Raw genomic sequence first — 20,112 nt, 5'->3', positions numbered from 1 at the left:
GTGGAACATTCCAACCCCGGGGAAAAGGAACAGAGACAGCAATTATTCATAAGCGTAAACATCAATGCTGATCTGTTCGATGAACATGGAAACAAAGCAGAGGGAGAGGAAAGTATGAGGAAGAAATGGAGAGTCGGAATCATGCTGCTGACGATCATATCTTTGTTAAGCGGCTGTTTCGGGAAGAAGCAAGTACTGGAGCCACTGCAAGCGGGCACGATCAAGGTTGTCTATCAGGATGAAGATGCGTTCTACCGCGATTACGGAAAACTTTTTAATATGAAATACCCTCAGATTGAAATTGAAGTCATCAGCCAAACTGAAACGTTCCTAAACCTGCCAAAGGGTGGAACTATTGATGACCTTTATGCAGAAAGGAAGAAGTTCTTGGAGAAGCATAAGCCAGATGTATTGCTTCTGGATGAGCTCCTGTTCGAGACCTTTGCACAAGAAGGAAAACTGTACAATATTGAAGCGGCCATCCAGCAAGATGACTATGATATTGAAGGATTCATGCCTGGTCTTATCGACAGGATTAAAGCGAGGGGAGAAGGGAAGTTGTATGGGTTGGCCCCCCATTTTGAGAGGGAAGTACTTTATTACAATCGCGCATTATTCAAGGAGCATCATATCGAACTGCCAACCAACAAGATGAGCTGGCAGGAATTGTTCGATTTGTCCGGAAGATTCTCCAAGGTTGGATCGGGCGACAATCCAGTGTATGGATTGTATGAGGCTTTCGGTGATCCCGGAAGGTTAATGTACCGGATCGGCTCTTCCTCCGGGCTGAGGCTGTTCGATCCGAAGGGAGAAAAGGTGCTCATTAACTCAGACGGCTGGAAAAACGCAATCAAGCTGGCAACAGACGCAGTGCGCAACAAGTCCCTATTTTTTCACCCTCAAGATCAAATGTATAGCCAGAAGGAGCCCTTTTTCAAGGGACAAGCTGCGATGATGTTCAATTCCCCATTTCTTACGTTAGAGTTAAAGCAGCGTCCAACTTATGTAGAGGGAGAAAAGGAGATAGATTGGGGAGTGGTTACAACTCCAGTAGATCCTTCGGATGAATCTGCGAGTATAACTTTGCCAGACATTTATGCGGTAGCTGCTGATTCCCAGAATAAGCGAGCGGCATGGGAATTGGTCAAGTTCGTGAATGGAACGGAAATGGCCCAAGCTTATTCGCGAACGACTAACGGAAAGTTGCCTACACGCAATGGCTATATGAAGGAAATTGATGGTAGAAGCACGGAAGCGTTCTATCTTCTGAAGCCGAAAGAAGTAGAAGGCGTGTTCAGCAACAAAAATGTCCCCAGAGATTTCTTTAGCTTATTCGATAAACCATTGTTAGAAGAGCTGCAAGCAGTCATCGATAATAAGAAGACGATAGATGAAGCGGTTGTCGCGCTGGAAACAAAGGGGCAAGAAGCGCTGCTAAAAGCGCGTGAAGCGAAGAAGGCAAAATAAATAAAGTAGAATACGAATTTACGGTATAGGAGAGCTAAACGTGCAGAAGAAATGGCGAATCGGGAGAATCGGAATCATGCTGCTGACGATCATGTCTTTGCTAAGCGGCTGCTTCGGGGGGACATCAGAGCTGGAGCCATTAAAAGAGGGCAAAGGAGAGATCAAGGTCGTCTATCAGGATGAAGATGCGTTCTACCGCGATTACGGAAACTTCTTTAAAATGAAATACCCTGATATTGATATAGAAGTCATAAGCCAAACCGAACTTTTTGCCAAATTTGGACAGGGTGAATCTTTTGACTTTGATGAAGAAAGAAGAAAATTACTAGATAAGTATAAGCCGGATGTATTGTTGCTGGATGAGAGCATGTTCGAAGTCCTTGCGCAAGAAGGAAAGCTGTACAATATTGAAGCGGCCATTCTTCAAGATAAATATGATATTGAAGGTTTCATGTCTGGACTTATCGACAGGATTAGAGCGAAGGGCAATGGGAAGTTGTATGGGCTGGCTCCCTATTTCGAAACAACTGTATTGTATTACAACCGTGAAATATTCAAGGAGCATCATATTGAACTACCAAGAAACAAGATGAGCTGGAAGGAATTAATAGATTTGGCCGGTAGATTCTCCAATATTGGATCGGGCGACGATCAAGTGTATGGATTTTATCAAGATTACGGCGGTCCCGAACAATTGATGTATGAGATTGTTGCTTCCTCCGGGTTGAGGCTGTTCGACGCAAAGGCAGAAAAGCTGCTCATTAACTCGGACGGCTGGAAGGAGGCAATTAAGCTGGCAACAGATGCTGCGCGCAACAAGTCTGTATACATTCCGCCTCAAGATGAGAATGGCAATCGGCTGAGTCAGGGGTATGAGCTCTTTTTCAAGGGACAAGCTGCGATGATGTTCCATCGACCTTGGTTTACGAGAGAGTTGAAGGACCGTCCACTCTATGAAGAGACAGCAATGAAGATCGACTGGGACATCGTTACAACTCCAGTTGATCCCTCAACTCCCGATGAATCCGCGAATGTGCGCTTGTCGGAAATTTATGCGGTAGCTGCTGATTCCCAGAATAAGCGAGCGGCATGGGAATTGGTCAAGTTCGTGAATGGCACGGACATGGCCCGGGCCACTTCGAAGACGAACGACGGAAGATTGCCTACACGCATTGACTATTTTAAGGAGCTTGAAGGGAGGAGCACAGAAGCATTCTATCTTCTGAAGCCGAAGGCAGTATCTGCTTATGAAGGATTATGGGGCAACAAAAATGTTCCTGAAGATTTCATTGGCCTATTCCGGCCTCTATTGTCAGAAGCGCTGCAAGCAATCATTGATAATCAAAAAACGTTAGATGAAGCGATTGCCGAACTGGAAGAGAAGGGACAAGAAGCGCTGCTAAAAGCACATGAAGCGAAGAAGGCGAGCTAGAAAAGAAAATAAATTAAATGAAGTATATGAACATATGTACAAGGTAATCCGTCAACGTGCTGAACGCTTTGACGGATTTTTCTTTACTCGTCTATCAATTCTAACAAGTACTCCGTATACTGTTCCTCATTCATTCGTGAGATGGCAGCCGCCAGTTGTTCCTGCGCTTGAGCGGAAGTTAATTTCTCGTAATTGTTATGGCTCATATTTGCCATCCGAGCTTGAAAGTCGATACCACTGTTCTCCTCAATGTATCGAACCACATGCTGCATCGGCATTTTTTTTAGTGTCCATATACTGATTCCATTATTCATTTTCTAGCACCTCAAATTTTAAATCGTGTATTTAACACCTATCATGCCCGATACGCATTCGATCATTCCACTAGCCAAGTAAAAGAGAGGTCGATGCCTCTCTATTTCTATATATAATTGGAGAAATATGATTGACACAATGTTTTGCGATAAGTATTAAAGGTAAGGAAAATAATACTTATCATACTTGTGGGAGTGAAATAAATGAAATCACCTGATGGGAAAAAAGTATATTTTCGGAACCGTTAAGGTTGGCGAAAAAGGACAAATTGTGATTCCCAAGTTTGTCCGGCGGTATGCAGCGGTGTTTAAGCATCGCAATGGCACTGATTTCAAATCCGCAAATTCTTTTTCTTGACGAGCCGACTCTCGGACAGAATAGGTATTATGAATAGAGGCAAACTCATCGCAATTGGTACGGTTGCGGGCTAAAAGCTCAGACGGGTGCGGATATTTGGAGGACGCCTTTGTAGAACTTACACAAAGGAGGGCTATGCAATGAGATACTCCTATTTTGCAACACGCAATCGCAAAGAAATTACTCGTGATCCACTTACAGCATTACTCGGTATCGCTATGCCGCTTATTTTAGCCCTTATTCTTTCGCTGCTCTGCGGTTAGGCAATCATCATCTTTATTGTTGCGATATTAGCTTTCAAAAAAAGAATGAAAAGCGAATATTAGTGAGATTATGTGCAAATAACTTCGTTGTATCTCCGACTATTGTACTTCTTCAAAATAGACGATACAATACAAAATTCCCCCTCCGTCCGAAACAGTCAGCAGGGCTATTTAAGGTATAATAAATTTGCAGAAGCAAACCCTAAGAAAACCTAAGATGCTAAAAGACAAAAGGAAAAAGGAGATATGATGACAGAGAAAAAAGAAATCATAGAAACAGGATGGAACTTCGATAACAGTTATGCTTCTCTTCCGAAATCATTTTTTACAAGGCTTAACCCTACCCCTGTATGCTCACCGAAGTTGATCATTCTTAATGGTCCGTTAGCAACATCCCTGGGGTTGAACGTCCAAGCGGTGCAAAGCACTGAAGGGGTAACGGTGCTTGCTGGTAATCAGATTCCCGAAGGCGCTTTGCCTCTTGCCCAAGCTTATGCAGGGCATCAATTCGGACATTTTACCATGTTAGGGGACGGCCGTGCTCTACTGCTTGGCGAACAGATCACTCCTTTGGGTGAGCGGGTTGATATTCAGCTTAAGGGTTCAGGTAAAACGCCATACTCCCGCCGAGGCGATGGTCGAGCGGCACTTGGACCGATGCTGCGTGAATATATCATCAGCGAAGCAATGCATGCGCTTGGTATTGCTACCACCCGCAGCCTAGCGGTGGTAACAACCGGTGAATCAGTAATCCGCGAAACCGAGCAACCCGGTGCTATCCTGACTCGCGTAGCTGCCAGCCACTTGCGCGTCGGCACCTTTCAATACGTTTCAAAATGGGGCACTGCCCATGATCTCCGGGCCCTGGCTGATTACACCTTGCAAAGACATTTTCCAGAAGTGTCCGATGAAGAGAATCGCTATCTTTTCCTGCTTCGGGAAGTGATTAAGCTTCAAGCTGCACTGATTGCCAAATGGCAGCTTGTTGGCTTTATTCACGGGGTGATGAACACCGATAACATGGCTCTTAGCGGAGAAACCATTGATTATGGTCCTTGCGCCTTTATGGATGCTTATGACCCAGCAACGGTATTCAGTTCCATTGACATTCATGGCCGCTATGCCTATGGCAATCAGCCGCATATTGCCGCGTGGAATCTCGCTAGATTTGCGGAAACACTATTGCCGCTGCTGCATGTCAACGAGGTGCAGGCTGTTCAACTGGCCGAGGATGCGATTTCAGATTTTTCCGAGTTGTATCATCGTAAATGGATCGCGGGAATGAGGGCGAAATTGGGAATCTTTAACGAAGAGTTACAGGATGAATCCCTTATTGAAGACTTACTCGGTATGATGCAGAATTATCGTGCGGACTATACCAATACCTTCCGTGCATTAACTTTTGATAAGCCGGAGGATACTGCTCTGTTTGGAACCACGGAATTTGCTCAGTGGCATGAGCTATGGCAGGCGAGACTAGTCAGGCAGCAGGAATCAGAAGCCTCTTCGCATCAGTTGATGCGAAATAGCAATCCCGCGCTAATTCCGCGCAACCACCGGGTAGAAGACGCACTAGAAGCTGCGGTGAAGCAAGGAGACTACAGCTTGATGGAACGGCTTCTCGATGTTCTTTCGAGCCCTTACGCGCATTCCACCGAACAGGCTGATTACTCCACGCTGCCTGCGTTATCAACCCGTCCTTACAGAACCTTTTGCGGTACCTGATATAGCGGTTAAACAGTACATTATGTGGAAAAATGGAGAACCTAATTTCGAATATGACTAACAGGTTTCAGCATATGTACATGGAGCGACTCGCTGTTCCGCCGCATTTTGCGGCGGAGCATTCCATATGGAGGGCGGATCTGCGTTCTATGGTAACTGCTCGAACGGTATAATTAACGGGTAGATTTTTTATGAAAAGCAGAAACTTGACACATTAGCGACTTCGAGGATATTATAGATACAATAAGTCTTTGAATGAGGTGCTATCATGAGATTTACAAAAGCGACGAACTATGCTCTGCATACCATGCTCGCGCTCGTTGCCGCTTCTCCGGTGAAGCCGGTAGGCGTCCAGCAGTTGGCGGAACCCCAAGGCGTTTCACCTACTTATCTTTCCAAAATTTTAACGAGGCTTGTGAAAGCAGGGATGATCGAATCGGTATCCGGAGCCAATGGAGGCTACCGGTTATCCCGCAAAAAAGAGGACATTACGTTTTTGGATATTATCCATGCCATCGAGGGCAATGCCTCCTTATTTGAATGTGATTTTTTCCACGGCGACGAATGCTTGATTCAAGCGGTAATGAAGGAAGCGGAAGAGAAAATGGAGTCGCATCTCAAAACAACGAAAATAGCGGATCTGGCCCAAAAGCTATCGCAAGGTTAAGGCGAGTCGCTTTATGTCGAAAGGAAAAGTTCGGTTCGCTACGTATAATAATTGGTTTTTTCGCATTATTACAGATATAATAAGTCTTTAATATCCGGTTAAGAGGAGGTGAGTGTCATGATTTAGCGCCCCGTTGAATTGCTTTGCCATTTATTTATTAGCTTTAGGTGCCAAATCCATTTTATTTAATTTCCTAAGTTTTAGGGAGCGATAGATAGGCATAGTGATAGTAATGCGTTAGTCACAGGAGGCTATTGGGTATGGAAAGTACATGGCATGAGCGTTTTAATTCAGAGGAATATTGGTATGGGGAAGAACCTAACGTATTTATTCAACAACAAGCCTTTCGATTAGACAAATGTAAAAAAGTTATAGCATTTGCAGAGGGTGAAGGCAGGAATGCTGTTTTTTTAGCACAAAGAGATCATGAAGTGACAGCAATTGACTATGCGGAGAGTGGCCTGCAAAAAACTAAAAAACTAGCTCAGAAGTATGCTGTTGACGTGCATACAAAAAAAGTAGACCTATTGGCAGATAGCGTGCCAAACGAGGAATATGATGCTGCAATCATGGTATTTGGACATTTTTATAGAGATGCTCAGAAAATGGTACTTAATAAAATGAAAAATGCTATAAAGTCTGAAGGGATTATTATGCTTGAGGTGTACTCCAAAGACCAATTAAATTATGGTACAGGCGGACCCGCAGATCTTGGTATGCTTTACGAACCAAAAGAAATTCTTACTTGGTGCGAAGGTCATGAGGTGATCCATTTCTTCTATGGAGAACAAGAGCGAGTAGAAGGAAAGGCGCACACCGGTTTAGCCCATGTCATTCAACTTGTATTAAGAAAATAAGGTAATGGAAAGCAAGGTTAAGGCGAGTCGCTTATGTGGAAAAAGGGCATACGGCTCGCAGCGCATAATAAGCTTTTTTTTGGCTTATTATAGATATAATAAGTCTGTAATATCTGATTTAGGGGAGATGAGCATCATGATATACGATTGCGCCATTATTGGCGGAGGCCCCGCCGGCTTGAATGCAGCCCTTGTGCTTGGCAGGGCAAGGCGAAGCGTGGCTTTGATCGACAGCAATCGGCCCAGAAATGCCGTTACGCATGAGTCTCACGGCTTTATTACGAGAGATAGCGTAACGCCTGCCGAGTTCCGCCGCATTGCTTATGAGGAGGTGCGTCGTTATCCAACTGTCGATCATTTGCAAACCGAGGTTGTTTCGGTTGACAAAACCGAATCCGGATTTGAGGCGCTGGATTCGACGGGCCTTCGCATTCAAGCGCGCAAGCTGATCTTGGCGACGGGCGTAAAGGAAATCTTTCCCGAAATCGAAGGCTTTTATCCGCTATACGGGAAAAGTTTGTTCAATTGCCCTTATTGCGACGGCTGGGAGCTGCGGGATCAACCGCTTGTCGTTGTTTCCGAATCTCCGTCCGTATTTCATACGGCCAAGCTGCTCCTCAATTGGAGCAAGGATTTGATTGTCTGCACGAACGGGAAGGCGTCCCTGCCGGACGAGAAAAAAGAGTGGCTTCAATCCAAGGGAATCTTGGTGATGGAGCATTCTGTTGCGGCCTTCATCGGCCAAAATGGGCGGCTTAAGCATGTCCGTTTTGCAGATGGGACGCAAGTCCCGAGGACCGGCGGCTTCGTGATTCCCCAATTTGCGCAAAGCGCGCCGTTCGGAGAATGTCTGGGCTGTGAAAGGACAGAGCTGGGCGGGATCTGGACGGATAAATTGGGAAGAACCTCGATACCTGGTTTATATTCCGCGGGGGATGCTTCCTATTTCATGCCTTCCCAAGTGGTTTTTGCCGCGGCCAGCGGCAGTCGAACCGCTATGGGCGTAAATATGGACTTGACGGAGGAAGATTTCAAATGACAAACCGCAAAAATCGACTCTCATTCACGATCCTGGCGATCGTCCAGGCGACGCTTATCTTCACGATCTCGTTGATCATGATTCCGCTGCTGAAGATTGCCAGTAGGTTCGCCTTGAGTCCGTCGCCCTGATTGTTGCGAATCTGGCTGCCCCTGCCCTTGTGGGGCGATTCGGCGCACGGGTCACCGTTGCGGAGCACCAAGCGGGTCTCGCCGGCGGCGTGATGAACACATCCATGGAACTTGGCCCGACATTGGGGCTGGCGGTCCTGATGTCCGTGGCTTCGCTGCAGGCGGATGCCGTACGAGGCTACGCGTGGGCTTTCGGTACGGCTGACCGGTCTATATGGTCGCCGCAGTTGTCGCAACCATGCTGACCCGGCGTGCCCCCTCCGGGACTAATTTTTAGGCGGGTCTTCGGTTACATGATCCTACCTTTATTAACGAAATTGTATACGAATTGAATTGGGAGGGATTCAGAATGGAATTAAGAATGGTTCACTATGAAGTCAATCCAGCAGCTTACGAGGCGATGATGGGACTCGAAGCGTATATCATGACATGCGGTTTGGATGCGTCCATCATTGATCTCATCAAGTTAAGAGTTTCTCAAATGAATGGCAGCTCCTACTGCATGAATGTCAACGGCAGAATTCTCTATGACAAAGGAGATAATTTCGAGCGCATTTTACTCCTGGACGTATGGCGGGACGCGCCTAACTATAGCAGCCAAGAAAGAGCGGCACTCGAACTTGCGGATCATATTACGCGAGTATCCGGGCACGGGGTGCCTGATCATGTATACGAACAAGTCCGCGCTCATTTTAATGAACAACAGTACATCGATCTCGTGATGGTGATTAATGTGATTAACTGTTGGAATCGGCTCGAAATCGCGATTGGCATGACACCTGGATGTTCAATGGAAAAATAAAGTACAAACCAAGGAGAGAGGAAGATACGAATGACGATTTACCATGTTACAGATGCCACATTTCACAACGAACTGCAAAGCGAAGGATTGACCGTCGTCAATTTTTGGGCGACTTGGTGCGGACCTTGCCGAATGTTTGCTCCCATTCTTGAAGCGTATGACGCGGAAGGGAGCAACGGCGCCAAGATTCTCAAAGTCAATGTAGACGAAAATGCGGAGACCGCCGCGTTGTTTGGAATTATGGGCATTCCGGCCACGATTTTGTTCAAAAATGGCGAACCGGTCAATAAAAAAGTCGGAGTCATGTCCTTGGAGGGACTGAAGCGGTTTATATCGGGAAATCAATAAAAACACTTCGCTTTCTGACAACAGTCCTAACTCGGGCAGCAAAAGCGGAAATTTTCAATCAGATCCATTCGTTTGCGGGCGGTGACAGCTGCGCTGCCGCTGCCCGTCCAGCCACAATGCGGCAAATCCCCGCATTGTGGTTCTTTTGTGCAAATATGCGAATGGGGTATAATGGCATCCCCTTCCTGCAACCTTATGGCGGATATCTCCGTCTGGGAAAGTGAATAGGCTGGCAACCAATTGCGCAATTAGAGTCATGATAAGCCTGAACTTATTGAACTCCAGAGAGGATGACGAGGATGAACAACAAAATCGCCGCCACCCGCGAGACGAGCCTGGAGCTTCTCCCGGATAAAGGGAGCGCTTCAGGCTTGCCTTTTATATTTTCACCTGAAAGAGCAGCTTATGTCCGTTACCTCATTAACTTCTAGCATAAGGTGAGCGAGACGAACCAATGGTTGCGTATTGTAATGTTATCGCAATCATAATTGCAACATTATTTTCCAAACTCGATATTTTCTTTTCGGGGAAATCGACCTTTGCTTGGGTGGCTTTGGGAAAAGGAAAATCTACTTTTATAATTATCAGCGCTTTCAAGCCAAACTCAAACAGCGCGCGCCAATTGAGTATCGGCACGCGCTGGCTGCATAGCTTTTTTCATCTGTCTACTTGACAGGGTATGACCAGTGGTTTAGTCCAGCTTATAGTAAAAAATCACCTTATGCCTATTCGTTATAATAGAGTTGTTCAAGCAACTATTGTATAAGACCTTGGAGAACAAAGAAACAGCGCTGCAAGCTTTGTTCCTAATCCCGGTTTGCCTCTTTCTACGAAGACATGATAACTTCAAGCATTTGCCGGGCTCGATGTTCATACGTATGATAACGGACGGCATGTCGTTGCCCTTCTGCTGCGATCTTTGCGGCTTGGTCCGGATGGCTTAAATAATACCGCAGCTTCTCAAGCATATCTTCCTTCGAATCATAGATAACATAATGGAGTCCGTTCTCAAACAATTCAGATTGTTCGGGAGTATTATCCGTTAGGACCAATGCGCCGCACCCCATCCCTTCGAAGATTCTCATGTTAAAAGATTTAAATTTATCGGCGGTTTGGTTGAAGACGATTTTCGAATTTCCATAATGCGCACTAAGATCTTCCAGATATATATTTTTCCGGAGCGACAGATTCGCCTGCCCTTGAAATTTCGTTTCAATGAAGCGGAGACTTTCATCCCGACTTTTATAAATTTCATGTCCGCGCGTACCTACGAAAGAAACGTCGAAACGGCGCATCGAATAGGGGATGTCCGAATGAAACAAATGGGGATCTACCCCGAATGGGAAGAATCGGACCGGTATCGGGAAGCGAGATGCAAGATGCAAAGAATGAGACATAAGCAGGATATCGGGACGATACATTTCGCACATCTCCAGGTTGTCCGCGAGGCGATTTTCTCCGTGATGGAACCAGAAGAGAACGGGCGCTTGGACCTGCTCCCTGTGTTTAATGTCAATCCGAGGGCGAGAAGGGCTCTCAACGAACAGAACCGCTGCGTACTTTTTTGTATCTAGGGCGGAGAAATCGGCGACATCTTTGATCACATCGACGCCGACACCAATATTAACAAATGCTCTTTCCAAATAGCTGCCCGGTGTGTATGGGGTTTTTCCGTAACACATCAATATGCGCTCCGGTTGAATACTCAATTTGTTCCAACCTCCTTTTGTAGCCTGCCGAAGAAAGGTTCCGCTAACATATTCATTTTTTGATATTGGATGACTTGTTTATCGATTGAGGTGACCGTTTCAGTATGGTTCTCTTCGATGCGGTTTGATAAATGCAATAGCTCATGGCTAAGGGTCGGGCTATCGATCGAGATTACGTAAGGGATGGCATCGATTGAAGCGGCGAAATCGAACACCTTGAAACGGTATCCAAGGGCGATAAAAGGTACCCGCATGACGGCCGAGAGCACAGCAGCGTGTAATTTGAAATCAACCGTAAATTTACATTGGCCTATAATGCTCATCAATTCGTACGGATTTACTGTTTCAAACAAACGCACGCGATTCTTATATCCTATTTTGTGCATCAGTCTTCGGCTGGCGGGTATATCGCGAGGCCACATGACGAACATAAGAATGGAATAGCCTTGCATGATCCATTCCTTGGCGGCCGTGACCAACTTGTCCTCAACGGAAGCCTCGTCATTGCCGAAGACTTGATTCATCGCTGTACCCCAGTTGATTCCAATAAAGGGCCTGTCACCTAGAAGGGGCGGCTCGTACGAGACGGGCTTCGCTTCCTCGGGCGTGAGGAGTAAAGCGGGGTCGCCACTCACCGCAATGTTTTCCGCATCGACTCCCGCTATTTGGAGAAATGCCTGACTGAGAGGACCTCGGACTGCCGCAAAGCGGGCGTCTCGGAATAAATCGCATTGGATACCTTGGGCTATGAGATCGGCAGGCAACGGGCTGCCGCCAAGCATTGCATCCAGACCTTTTTTAGGTATGAGTTTATCCACGCCGGAACCCCAAATATAATACGGTTTGTTGCCTTTACGCGCCTTTTCAAGCATCGCAAGATAGGTGGGGGCGATTAAAGATCCCCCTCCAAGCACAACGGCATCGAATGCCAAGGGGTCAGCGTTGTCGGCTATTGATCCGACGACGTGGAAACGGTCGGCTTCGAGGTTCTTGTTGAAGTGATGCCGAAAGACATCCCACATTACTTGGTCCCCTGCGTTTTTGTAACCAATCTCTGCCAAATATAATATACTAGTCATTTTTAACACCGCCTTCATGCGTGCAACGCTGCTCACTCTACTCTATATTGATATGATATTCATTGCCGATATGTTAAGGACAGCCGCTGAAAATGGTAGAATATGAAAACCGAGACTTACTATGACGATCAGCAAAGATGATTATCAAAAGAAATATCTGTTTCACGGGGTCCGTCTGTTGATCTGTCAGAAATCAGATGGTAACTGGCGTTATTTCAAGGAGACAAGTGAGGACTATCGGAATAACGAGGCAAGAACGTAGTATTTTAGTGATAAGTAGGATAAAATCTTACTTAGAAAATTTTATCAATTGTTACTATCGTACTCTTAAACCACAAAACGAGTTATTATTTAATCCCGGCCGACGCTAGAACTTATTTCAAGCATTTGCAACCTATTGAAAAAAACTATCGTTCAGACCGATCTGGGACGCTTTTCAGCAAATGATGAGAGAGGCAACGATTGCCATTGCTTCAATGCCGTTAAGCCTGCCTATCAGGGGCAGGGGCTGGGCAAGTATATGTTCAGCAGAGCGGTACATCAGATGAATGATACCTATTCCGTACTGCGCCTATTTGTCACTTCCGGGAATGAGCCGGAGAAGTTATACTCGAATCTTGGATTTTTATCCGGCGATGAACTGACAGATATGATATGCAGCATGCCCCAATTGAATGATTCGAGAGGATGAAGATCATGTTATCGTTTCAGAAATCATCGGCGGAGCTAGTGGATGCCGAAGAAGCAATTATCAATTCCAACCCCTTATTTAATTTGATATCCAGAAATAAGGAGATGATTTCAACGGAAGAAGTGCTTGATGATATTCGGCAGGCCCAACGCATCGGGGCTCAGCGGATGCTATTGAAAGAGAATCAGGACTATATTGGCATCCTGGAGTACTTGCCTGTCAATCCGGCCGATCAATGTACATGGCTGGGGGTGCTGCTGATTAGCGGAGAACTCCAGTCGAAGGGATACGGTTCACAGGCAGTGCTTTTATTTGAAGAAGATATGAGGAACCAGGGAATTAGCAAGTACAGGATCGGAGTCATTACGAAAAATACGCGGGCCCATCTGTTCTGGATGCGGCAAGGATTCAAAAGGATCAATTCGAAAACAAACGGCAACAGCAAAGAGATATTAATCTATGAAAAGAACCTATCATGAAGGCGAAAGGCAAGGCGGCTTCCTCCCGGCAGCTGTTTCGTCTTTAAAAGACACCAAAGGCAGAATCCACATCAAAAAAGCAACATCGGTGTTTGATTTTTAATACGACGCAGATATAGAAATCAAGGTGTAGGCAGCATGTTGTTGAACGCCTTGAACATTGGGGAAGAATCAATGGATTTTCAGGGATTAAACTGTTATCCCACCCGAGTCGAAAACATGCTCATAATTTCTACGAAAGTCGTGGCTATATGTTTACAAAGGATCAAAAAAAATTTATTAAAAAGTTCACGTGTGACTAATGCATACTTATCGAACCGTGAAAGAAAAGAACAGGCAAGCGGCAGAGCGCCACATAGAAACGCCTACCGTGCCTGTTCCAACAAAAGAACGGTTCCTATCATAAGTGCCAACGTTAATATTGGCATGATAACATTTCTTTTCATAGCAGACCTCCTTATACTAAGAGCAAATAAAAATGCGTTTGAGTTAGCGGCACGCTGCTTCAAATGCTTGTTACCAAAAGCTTTTTAAGCAGCCTAAGTCCTTGATGTAATTCCTCCGAATCTCTGACAGAGGTTAGCGAAATTCGAATAAACTGCTCTTCGGCATCCTTTCGGGTCAGGAATCGCTGAGAATGATAAATATGGATTCCCTCTGCCAAAGCGATTTGCTCAATCTCCTGCAGCTGATATTCCCCGGATAGCGGGAGCCACCGAAAAAAACTGAGCGGATTCTCATGAGGGTTATCGATTTGAAAGTAAGATCGATAAAGCAAATTGCGCTCTTCCGAAATAGCTCTCTTGGCGCGAATGATCTGATCCGCCACTCCAGTATGAATGCATTCCGTAATAACTTCCGCGTTCAAGGCAGAGGTTTTGATGTTGATGTTAAAGATTCCGTACGTCATTTTCTCGACAAATGGATTGGCATAAGCGATGAATGCTACTCTCATACCGGAGCTGAGCGATTTGGACGTACTCAGGATGTACACATACCTATCAGGCACAAAATGAGAAACGGGCAAATAGCCCGGCGGCGTCAGAAACGAATAGATGTCGTCTTCTATCAAAATCAACTTGTGTTTATTGATGATCCGGGATATCTCTTTTCTCCGCCCGGCATCCATTAGGATTGCGGTCGGATTATTGCAGGATGGAACGAGATATATTCCCTGTAATACGTTCATTGCGCATACCGCATCCAAGCTTTCCGGAAGCATGCCTGCTTCGTCACCTGCAACGGGAATGAGTTGAATATGGAGTATATTCGCTAATTCAATGAAATTCGGATACGTATATTCATCCACGGCAATTTTATCTCCAGGATGGAAAAGAGACATTAAGGTTAGCGTGAGAGCATTCTGCGCTCCAGACGTTATGGCAATATTCTCGACAGGCACATCCATCGCAAACTGCTGCATCCACGTTCTGGCCGCCATTCTGTGATATGGCATTCCTAGCGGATGTCTGTAATCCAACAACGTTTCAAGATAACTTTTCCCCGCGATTTGTTGAACGATTTCTGCGACCTGTGTATTGCACCCATCAAGCGGTTGAATAATTCCCATTTCGATCCAACCATTTTCATCGTCATTTTCCGCTTTAAAAATAGCATTTCTCACATTAGGAGCAACAAAGGTGCCTCGACCCGTAACCGCATAAATTAAACCCTTACCTTCACATATTTTAAAGGCACGTGTTACGGTACTCAAATTAATATCCAGATAATCTGCCAATTCCCGCTGAGGCGGAAGCTTCGTATTCGGCGCTAAAAAGCCGTTCAAAATATCATATTCCAACAAATTGGCGATGGAACGATAAATAGGGGGGAGCAATTTTTTGCGATCTGGCGCCCAGGACATTGGATAGTTTTCAAATGAATTAATAGGCATCATAATCCTCCCAATATTGTATTGCATACAATTATAACATTGAAACCATACAATGTTGATGTTAGAGTAATGGATACCATTCCAAGTCATCTCGGTAGGAGGCTAAGAAGATGAAATATTACGTAGTAGACGCATTTGCAGAACGCATATTTGAAGGAAATCCCGCCGGGGTCTGCATTATGGAGAATTGGATTGCAGACGAGCTGATGCAAAAAATTGCTTCCGAGAACAACCTTTCCGAAACGGCCTTTGCCGTAAAGAAGGGGGAAGATTACCGTTTAAGATGGTTTACCCCAGCAAAAGAAATCGATCTTTGCGGGCATGCCACTCTGGCCACAGCATATGTCATCGCCAATCATTATGAAAAAAACGTAGAACGGTTAACATTTCAGACAATGAGTGGGGAACTGGTAGTTCTCAAAAGAGAAGAACGGTACGAGATGGATTTCCCGAGCAGAATGCCTAAGCCATATACGCTGACCGAACAAATGGTGGAAGCACTCGGGGTCACTCCAGTTGAAACTTATCTGGACAGGGATCTCATGTTCGTGCTGGAGAAAGAGGAAGATGTGCAAAACGCAGCTCCTGATTTTTCAAAATTAAAACATTTGCCTGACGGATTGGGTGTCTCGATCACGGCACGGGGGACGAAGTATGATTTCGTGTCCAGAAGCTTTTTTCCAAAATTAAATGTCAATGAAGATCCCGTATGCGGTTCTGCCCATTGCAATTTCATTCCTTACTGGGCCGGGCGCCTGGGTAAGGAGAGCATGATAGCAAGGCAGTTCTCCAGCCGAGGCGGAACATTATATTGCCAGTACGTTGGAGATCGGGTCAAAATTAGCGGAACTGCCGTTTTGTATGCGGTGGCAGAGCTGCAAATCAATCGATAAGCACGAGGCCTTGTTGCACGAGGTCTCAGTTTGACATGAAAGCCCTGCTTCTTAGCGGGCTTTCTTTCTTTTAGTTGACGATGGTATGATATTCCTATATCTTTAAATGTTGAGTCACATCAGTTGTAGCTCTGAAGGCGAAGATGGAGGGGAAAGCGTGCACTTCTTATTATTCTTTTAATACGAGCTTCTTGACATAGAAGCTCGTATCGATCCTATGGCTATCGATACGAAATCACAACACTTCAGAGGTAGCATAGATGGAACACATATGCTTTGAATTAGAAAATGTCGAAGTGACTTATTTAGATAAAGAGGTATTAAAGATTGAACGATTAGCTGTCCATCAATTTGACCGCATCTGCGATATTACTATGGAGCGCTTGTGTTAATTAGTCATGACCGTTCTGTACTTGACGAACTCGTCACAACGATTTGGGAAGTACTTGGAATTGCATAATAAGTTTCCAATTATCGCTGATAGACTTACTCTCCAGTTGGAGGATAACGTATTATTGGAGAGTATGATGAAGGATTTTTACGAAGCGTGTTACATTCGATGCAGTTTGTTGGTACAGATATACGAAAAAGTGTGAAGTCATTAAGCGGTGGAGAAGCGATTCGCCTCCAACTTTGTCAGCTGTTCTTAGGGGAATATAACATTTTATTGTTAGACGAACCGACCAATTTTTTAGATATCCATGCCATTGAAGCATTAGAACGGTTTGTAGCTGCATATGAAGGAACCATCATATTTGTCTCACATGATAAGAAGTTCATAAAAAATGTAGCGGATGTACATTTTCATATTTTTGATTAAATCAAAAGTGATTTCCTGTAATCATTTCAGCATTTTTTAGTCACCATAATATGAAAAATTGCACTTAAAATATCTCATTCATAATACGGGTGGGCTATTTTATGCTTACTTTTAGGCCCGGTAACGTTTATAATATTTCAAGTACAAAGTATATAAGAAAAGGTGTCATGGATGAGCATACTAAACGTAGAACGACTAAGCCACGGCTTTGGAGACCGTGCGATCTTCAAGGACGTATCCTTCCGCCTGCTCAAAGGCGAGCACATTGGACTGATCGGTGCCAACGGAGAAGGCAAGTCCACATTTATGAATATTATTACAGGCAAGCTTCAGCCAGATGAAGGCAAGGTTGAATGGTCCAAGCGTGTACGTGTCGGCTATCTCGATCAGCATGCCGTACTTAGCAAGGGCTCAACGATCCGTGATGTCTTGAGGGGAGCCTTCCAATATTTATTTGACCTGGAACAAGAAATGAACGACATGTATGGCAAGATGGGGGACGTAACTCCAGAAGAACTGGAGAAACTTCTTGAGGATGTCGGTACGATCCAAGACATGTTGACCAATCAAGATTTCTATATGATTGATGCCAAGGTCGAAGAGACCGCTCGTGGGCTCGGACTGAATGATATCGGTCTGGATAAGGACGTAAACGATTTAAGCGGTGGTCAGCGTACTAAGGTGTTGCTGGCGAAGCTATTACTCGAGAAGCCGGACATCCTGCTATTGGACGAGCCGACGAACTATCTGGATGAACAGCATATCGAGTGGTTGAAGCGATATCTGCAAGTATATGAGAATGCATTTATTCTCATATCACACGATATTCCGTTCCTGAACAGCGTTATTAACCTGATCTACCATATGGAGAACCAAGAGCTAACCCGCTATGTCGGTGACTATGACAAGTTCCAACAAGTCTATGAAATGAAGAAGCAGCAGCTGGAATCTGCTTATAAGCGCCAGCAGCAGGAGATTGCCGACCTGAAGGACTTCGTCGCACGCAACAAGGCGAGTGTCGCTACACGCAACATGGCGATGTCGAGGCAGAAGAAGCTGGATAAGATGGAGATTATCGAACTGGCGAAGGAAAAGCCGAAACCGCAGTTCAACTTCAAAGATTCCCGCGCTTCCAGCAAGCTGGTGTTTGAGACAAAAGATCTGGTCATCGGTTACGACGAGCCGTTGTCCCGTCCATTGAACCTCCGTATGGAGCGCGGTCAGAAGATCGCATTTGTCGGTGCGAACGGGATCGGTAAGACGACGCTGCTGCGCAGTATTCTGGGTGAGATTCCAGCGATATCTGGTTCTGTTGAACGCGGAGACAATCTGGATATCGGCTATTTCGAACAGGAAGTAAAAGATACGAACTATAATACGTGTATCGAAGAGATCTGGAAGGAGTTCCCTTCATTCACACAATTCGAGGTTCGTGCGGCACTAGCAAAGTGTGGACTGACTACGAAGCATATCGAGAGTAAGGTTGCTGTATTAAGCGGTGGCGAGAAGGCGAAGGTTCGCCTCTGTAAGCTCGTTAACATCGAGACCAACCTGCTCGTACTCGATGAGCCGACGAACCATCTGGATGTCGATGCGAAGGAAGAACTGAAGCGTGCACTCAAGGCATACAAAGGCAGCATCCTGCTAATTTCCCACGAGCCTGAATTCTATCGTGATGTCGTAACGGAAACATGGAACTGTGAATCTTGGACGACGAAAGTATTTTAATTCAGAAGCGTAAAAACGACTCTGTCGCAATTGATGCGATTAGAGTCGTTTTTTTATACGCTTTGAAAAGGAGGTAACCCATTTCCCATTCTTGGGATTCGGGGCAGCTTCGATGGCTCGCTAGGATTGTCTCAATATGCTGAGTCTGTATACAGTTTGAGTTATTCCGGTTTCTGTGCACGGTATGAGCGCAATGTCCCAAAAATGGTCGCAAACTGACCGGTTTGTTGAACATGTTCAAAACCACTTTCACGAAATAATTGTGGAAGTATTCCCTTAGCATGATCTTTGGTGGTTTCAAATCCATCAAGTAATTGAATAGGCAAAAACGCGATCCGCATCCAGAGATTTTGTGGTTTTTCAAAATCAATAATATTGATTTGTCCTCCGGGACGTAAGGTGCGAAGCAGCTCCTCTAAGGTTTTGCGCTTCATCTCGAAGGTTAAATGATGAAAAAAAAGACTTGAAAAAATATGATCCAGATGCGCCTCCGGAAAGGGCAGAGCTAGTGACATTCCTTTTTGAAAAGTAATATCTAACTTGTTCTGTTCTGCTTTCGTTTTAGCAATGGCTAAAACCTCAGGGTCTGCATCCAGTCCGATAATTTCCGCTTCCGATTGCGCTTGCTTTATCATCAGCGTCAATGTTCCCGTTCCGCAAGCTAAATCCAAAACCCGTTGCCCAGGCCTCAGGTCAGCTTGATGAATCAAATGGCTTTTAAACTTCGCTTCCTTCATTCCCCGTTTTAACAAAGGATCGTATATGGGGGTCAACCAATGGAATTTCATCGCCGGAATATACTCTTTTTTCGACATTATTGAACTACCCCTTTACCGCGTAATCGGGATGTTATAAAATGCCTTTGCTGTTTTTCTCTTTCTTCATACGCCTCTTTAGTTTTTAGTTAATTTTATCATAAATAGGGAATTATGTCCGATTTTTTATAGTGTATTGAAAGCCTAGACCGGTGAAAAGAGTGGGAAGAACCAGCTTGCTAGAGAACCGGACATCTGCTATATTCTACAATAAATCGTTGTATCATATGATTCACAATTAACATGCACCTGGAATTTTACCGTATTACCCGATAAGGTAATTTCAGAGGTGACCGTCCAGGAATTCGACGCGCTAGCATTACCAGGCGGCTTTGAAGAGGCAGGATTTTACAAGGATGCCTTTCGCCCCGATGTGCTTGAATTTATCCGAGAATTCGATAGACAAGGGAAGAACATTGCATCGATTTGTGTAGGGGCTTTACCGCTTGGCAGAAGCGGCGTTCTACAAGGAAGAAATGCGACAACCTTGAATCACTTACTTCCACAGAAAATGCAAACCATGTTAAAAAGTTCATGGGATTCCTTACATAACTTCAGATGGAGGAGCAACCGCGTATCATTCGGGAAAGGATGAGAATCA

General features: G+C 45.1%; 23 protein-coding genes and 2 pseudogenes. 19 read left to right on the top strand and 6 right to left on the bottom strand.

The window, feature by feature from the left end:
* Together M3650_RS19635 and M3650_RS19630 are read left to right on the top strand one after the other, a co-directional pair.
* Positions 1-1,467: an ABC transporter substrate-binding protein gene (locus M3650_RS19635; protein WP_483311764.1), complete on the top strand. Its 1,467-nt coding sequence runs from the start codon at positions 1-3 to the stop codon at positions 1,465-1,467.
* Positions 1,468-1,507: 40 nt separating this feature from the next.
* Entirely contained in the window at positions 1,508-2,899 is a 1,392-nt protein-coding gene (locus M3650_RS19630; protein ID WP_251577052.1) for an ABC transporter substrate-binding protein, read from the top strand.
* An 83-nt stretch (positions 2,900-2,982) separates the two neighbouring features.
* Here M3650_RS19630 and M3650_RS19625 read toward each other — a convergent pair whose 3' ends face one another.
* The gene (locus M3650_RS19625) at positions 2,983-3,213 is read right to left on the bottom strand and encodes a hypothetical protein (RefSeq protein WP_251577051.1); all 231 of its coding nucleotides are present in this window, start codon (positions 3,211-3,213) and stop codon (positions 2,983-2,985) included.
* Positions 3,214-3,494: 281 nt separating this feature from the next.
* Between M3650_RS19625 and M3650_RS32705 the strand changes: the two are divergent.
* The 6 genes and pseudogenes from M3650_RS32705 to M3650_RS19600 all read left to right on the top strand — a co-directional run.
* A pseudogene (locus tag M3650_RS32705) lies at positions 3,495-3,587 on the top strand (ATP-binding cassette domain-containing protein); the annotation flags it as partial.
* Between the two features lie 124 nt (positions 3,588-3,711).
* Positions 3,712-3,834 carry a hypothetical protein gene (locus M3650_RS32030; RefSeq protein ID WP_285848553.1) on the top strand — a complete coding sequence of 41 codons (123 nt, stop codon included), beginning with the start codon at positions 3,712-3,714 and terminating at the stop codon, positions 3,832-3,834.
* Positions 3,835-4,083: 249 nt separating this feature from the next.
* Positions 4,084-5,559: a protein adenylyltransferase SelO gene (locus tag M3650_RS19615; protein ID WP_251577049.1), complete on the top strand. Its 1,476-nt coding sequence runs from the start codon at positions 4,084-4,086 to the stop codon at positions 5,557-5,559.
* 268 nt (positions 5,560-5,827) lie between these two features.
* On the top strand, positions 5,828-6,226 hold the full coding sequence (locus tag M3650_RS19610) for an Rrf2 family transcriptional regulator (RefSeq protein WP_251577048.1): 399 nt from the start codon (positions 5,828-5,830) through the stop codon (positions 6,224-6,226).
* Between the two features lie 260 nt (positions 6,227-6,486).
* The gene (locus tag M3650_RS19605) at positions 6,487-7,083 is read left to right on the top strand and encodes a class I SAM-dependent methyltransferase (protein ID WP_251577047.1); all 597 of its coding nucleotides are present in this window, start codon (positions 6,487-6,489) and stop codon (positions 7,081-7,083) included.
* 136 nt (positions 7,084-7,219) lie between these two features.
* Positions 7,220-8,122, top strand: a complete 903-nt coding sequence (locus M3650_RS19600) for an NAD(P)/FAD-dependent oxidoreductase (protein ID WP_251577046.1) — start codon at positions 7,220-7,222, stop codon at positions 8,120-8,122.
* On the opposite strand, the gene M3650_RS19595 is transcribed toward M3650_RS19600, so the two are convergent.
* The gene (locus M3650_RS19595; protein ID WP_251577045.1) at positions 8,115-8,324 is read right to left on the bottom strand and encodes a hypothetical protein; all 210 of its coding nucleotides are present in this window, start codon (positions 8,322-8,324) and stop codon (positions 8,115-8,117) included. The two genes, M3650_RS19600 and M3650_RS19595, sit on opposite strands and share 8 nt — an antisense overlap.
* A gap of 21 nt (positions 8,325-8,345) precedes the next feature.
* Between M3650_RS19595 and M3650_RS19590 the strand changes: the two genes are divergently transcribed.
* The 5 genes from M3650_RS19590 to M3650_RS33190 all read left to right on the top strand — a co-directional run bounded on the left by M3650_RS19590 (position 8,346) and on the right by M3650_RS33190 (position 10,076).
* Positions 8,346-8,498 carry a hypothetical protein gene (locus tag M3650_RS19590; RefSeq protein ID WP_251577044.1) on the top strand — a complete coding sequence of 51 codons (153 nt, stop codon included), beginning with the start codon at positions 8,346-8,348 and terminating at the stop codon, positions 8,496-8,498.
* 104 nt (positions 8,499-8,602) lie between these two features.
* On the top strand, positions 8,603-9,055 hold the full coding sequence (locus M3650_RS19585; RefSeq protein ID WP_251577043.1) for a carboxymuconolactone decarboxylase family protein: 453 nt from the start codon (positions 8,603-8,605) through the stop codon (positions 9,053-9,055).
* Between the two features lie 30 nt (positions 9,056-9,085).
* Positions 9,086-9,403, top strand: coding sequence for a thioredoxin (gene trxA, locus M3650_RS19580; RefSeq protein ID WP_251577042.1), 318 nt, complete (start codon positions 9,086-9,088; stop codon positions 9,401-9,403).
* 299 nt (positions 9,404-9,702) lie between these two features.
* Positions 9,703-9,834: a hypothetical protein gene (locus M3650_RS32025; RefSeq protein WP_285848552.1), complete on the top strand. Its 132-nt coding sequence runs from the start codon at positions 9,703-9,705 to the stop codon at positions 9,832-9,834.
* A 23-nt stretch (positions 9,835-9,857) separates the two neighbouring features.
* The gene (locus M3650_RS33190; RefSeq protein WP_251577041.1) at positions 9,858-10,076 is read left to right on the top strand and encodes a hypothetical protein; all 219 of its coding nucleotides are present in this window, start codon (positions 9,858-9,860) and stop codon (positions 10,074-10,076) included.
* A gap of 154 nt (positions 10,077-10,230) precedes the next feature.
* Here M3650_RS33190 and M3650_RS19570 read toward each other — a convergent pair whose 3' ends face one another.
* Positions 10,231-11,112 carry a CgeB family protein gene (locus M3650_RS19570; RefSeq protein WP_251577040.1) on the bottom strand — a complete coding sequence of 294 codons (882 nt, stop codon included), beginning with the start codon at positions 11,110-11,112 and terminating at the stop codon, positions 10,231-10,233.
* Positions 11,109-12,227: a polysaccharide pyruvyl transferase family protein gene (locus M3650_RS19565; protein WP_251577039.1), complete on the bottom strand. Its 1,119-nt coding sequence runs from the start codon at positions 12,225-12,227 to the stop codon at positions 11,109-11,111. The genes M3650_RS19570 and M3650_RS19565 overlap by 4 nt, the downstream gene beginning before the upstream one ends.
* A gap of 361 nt (positions 12,228-12,588) precedes the next feature.
* Here M3650_RS19565 and M3650_RS19560 point away from each other — a divergent pair, with 361 nt between their 5' ends.
* The gene (locus M3650_RS19560; protein ID WP_251577038.1) at positions 12,589-12,882 is read left to right on the top strand and encodes a GNAT family N-acetyltransferase; all 294 of its coding nucleotides are present in this window, start codon (positions 12,589-12,591) and stop codon (positions 12,880-12,882) included.
* Positions 12,883-12,887: 5 nt separating this feature from the next.
* Entirely contained in the window at positions 12,888-13,361 is a 474-nt protein-coding gene (locus M3650_RS19555; protein WP_251577037.1) for a GNAT family N-acetyltransferase, read from the top strand.
* A 505-nt stretch (positions 13,362-13,866) separates the two neighbouring features.
* Here the strand turns inward: M3650_RS19555 and M3650_RS19550 are convergent.
* The gene (locus M3650_RS19550) at positions 13,867-15,225 is read right to left on the bottom strand and encodes an aminotransferase-like domain-containing protein (protein WP_251577036.1); all 1,359 of its coding nucleotides are present in this window, start codon (positions 15,223-15,225) and stop codon (positions 13,867-13,869) included.
* 140 nt (positions 15,226-15,365) lie between these two features.
* On the opposite strand from M3650_RS19550, the gene M3650_RS19545 reads away from it, so the two are divergent.
* The 3 genes and pseudogenes from M3650_RS19545 (at position 15,366) to M3650_RS19535 (ending at position 18,696) form a co-directional block, all read left to right on the top strand.
* Positions 15,366-16,148: a PhzF family phenazine biosynthesis protein gene (locus M3650_RS19545; protein ID WP_251577035.1), complete on the top strand. Its 783-nt coding sequence runs from the start codon at positions 15,366-15,368 to the stop codon at positions 16,146-16,148.
* A gap of 520 nt (positions 16,149-16,668) precedes the next feature.
* A pseudogene (locus tag M3650_RS33185) lies at positions 16,669-16,968 on the top strand (ATP-binding cassette domain-containing protein); the annotation flags it as partial.
* A 171-nt stretch (positions 16,969-17,139) separates the two neighbouring features.
* A complete protein-coding gene (locus M3650_RS19535) occupies positions 17,140-18,696 on the top strand; it encodes an ABC-F family ATP-binding cassette domain-containing protein (protein WP_251577034.1) in 1,557 nt (518 codons plus the stop codon).
* 161 nt (positions 18,697-18,857) lie between these two features.
* Here the strand turns inward: M3650_RS19535 and M3650_RS19530 are convergent, their stop codons facing one another.
* On the bottom strand, positions 18,858-19,511 hold the full coding sequence (locus M3650_RS19530) for a class I SAM-dependent methyltransferase (protein WP_251577033.1): 654 nt from the start codon (positions 19,509-19,511) through the stop codon (positions 18,858-18,860).
* 214 nt (positions 19,512-19,725) lie between these two features.
* On the opposite strand from M3650_RS19530, the gene M3650_RS19525 reads away from it, so the two are divergent.
* Positions 19,726-20,106 carry a DJ-1/PfpI family protein gene (locus M3650_RS19525; RefSeq protein WP_483311765.1) on the top strand — a complete coding sequence of 127 codons (381 nt, stop codon included), beginning with the start codon at positions 19,726-19,728 and terminating at the stop codon, positions 20,104-20,106.
* Positions 20,107-20,112 lie beyond the last annotated feature (6 nt).

Origin of the sequence: Paenibacillus sp. MER TA 81-3 (assembly GCF_023713585.1) — a bacterium.
Classification (GTDB): Bacteria; Bacillota; Bacilli; order Paenibacillales; family Paenibacillaceae; genus Paenibacillus_B; species Paenibacillus_B profundus.
This window is presented reverse-complemented; position numbering and strand designations above follow the sequence as displayed.

What these genes read in the sequence shown, in the direction of transcription:
- M3650_RS32025 (WP_285848552.1), top strand. Translation starts at nt 9,703, where the DNA reads ATGAACAACAAAATCGCCGCCACCCGCGAGACGAGCCTGGAGCTTCTC.
- M3650_RS19555 (WP_251577037.1), top strand. Translation starts at nt 12,888, where the DNA reads ATGTTATCGTTTCAGAAATCATCGGCGGAGCTAGTGGATGCCGAAGAA.
- M3650_RS19585 (WP_251577043.1), top strand. Translation starts at nt 8,603, where the DNA reads ATGGAATTAAGAATGGTTCACTATGAAGTCAATCCAGCAGCTTACGAG.
- M3650_RS19530 (WP_251577033.1), bottom strand. Translation starts at nt 19,511, where the DNA reads ATGTCGAAAAAAGAGTATATTCCGGCGATGAAATTCCATTGGTTGACC.
- M3650_RS19615 (WP_251577049.1), top strand. Translation starts at nt 4,084, where the DNA reads ATGACAGAGAAAAAAGAAATCATAGAAACAGGATGGAACTTCGATAAC.
- M3650_RS19600 (WP_251577046.1), top strand. Translation starts at nt 7,220, where the DNA reads ATGATATACGATTGCGCCATTATTGGCGGAGGCCCCGCCGGCTTGAAT.
- M3650_RS32030 (WP_285848553.1), top strand. Translation starts at nt 3,712, where the DNA reads ATGAGATACTCCTATTTTGCAACACGCAATCGCAAAGAAATTACTCGT.
- M3650_RS19625 (WP_251577051.1), bottom strand. Translation starts at nt 3,213, where the DNA reads ATGAATAATGGAATCAGTATATGGACACTAAAAAAAATGCCGATGCAG.
- M3650_RS19590 (WP_251577044.1), top strand. Translation starts at nt 8,346, where the DNA reads ATGAACACATCCATGGAACTTGGCCCGACATTGGGGCTGGCGGTCCTG.
- trxA (WP_251577042.1), top strand. Translation starts at nt 9,086, where the DNA reads ATGACGATTTACCATGTTACAGATGCCACATTTCACAACGAACTGCAA.
- M3650_RS19610 (WP_251577048.1), top strand. Translation starts at nt 5,828, where the DNA reads ATGAGATTTACAAAAGCGACGAACTATGCTCTGCATACCATGCTCGCG.
- M3650_RS33190 (WP_251577041.1), top strand. Translation starts at nt 9,858, where the DNA reads ATGGTTGCGTATTGTAATGTTATCGCAATCATAATTGCAACATTATTT.
- M3650_RS19605 (WP_251577047.1), top strand. Translation starts at nt 6,487, where the DNA reads ATGGAAAGTACATGGCATGAGCGTTTTAATTCAGAGGAATATTGGTAT.
- M3650_RS19535 (WP_251577034.1), top strand. Translation starts at nt 17,140, where the DNA reads ATGAGCATACTAAACGTAGAACGACTAAGCCACGGCTTTGGAGACCGT.
- M3650_RS19545 (WP_251577035.1), top strand. Translation starts at nt 15,366, where the DNA reads ATGAAATATTACGTAGTAGACGCATTTGCAGAACGCATATTTGAAGGA.
- M3650_RS19550 (WP_251577036.1), bottom strand. Translation starts at nt 15,225, where the DNA reads ATGTCCTGGGCGCCAGATCGCAAAAAATTGCTCCCCCCTATTTATCGT.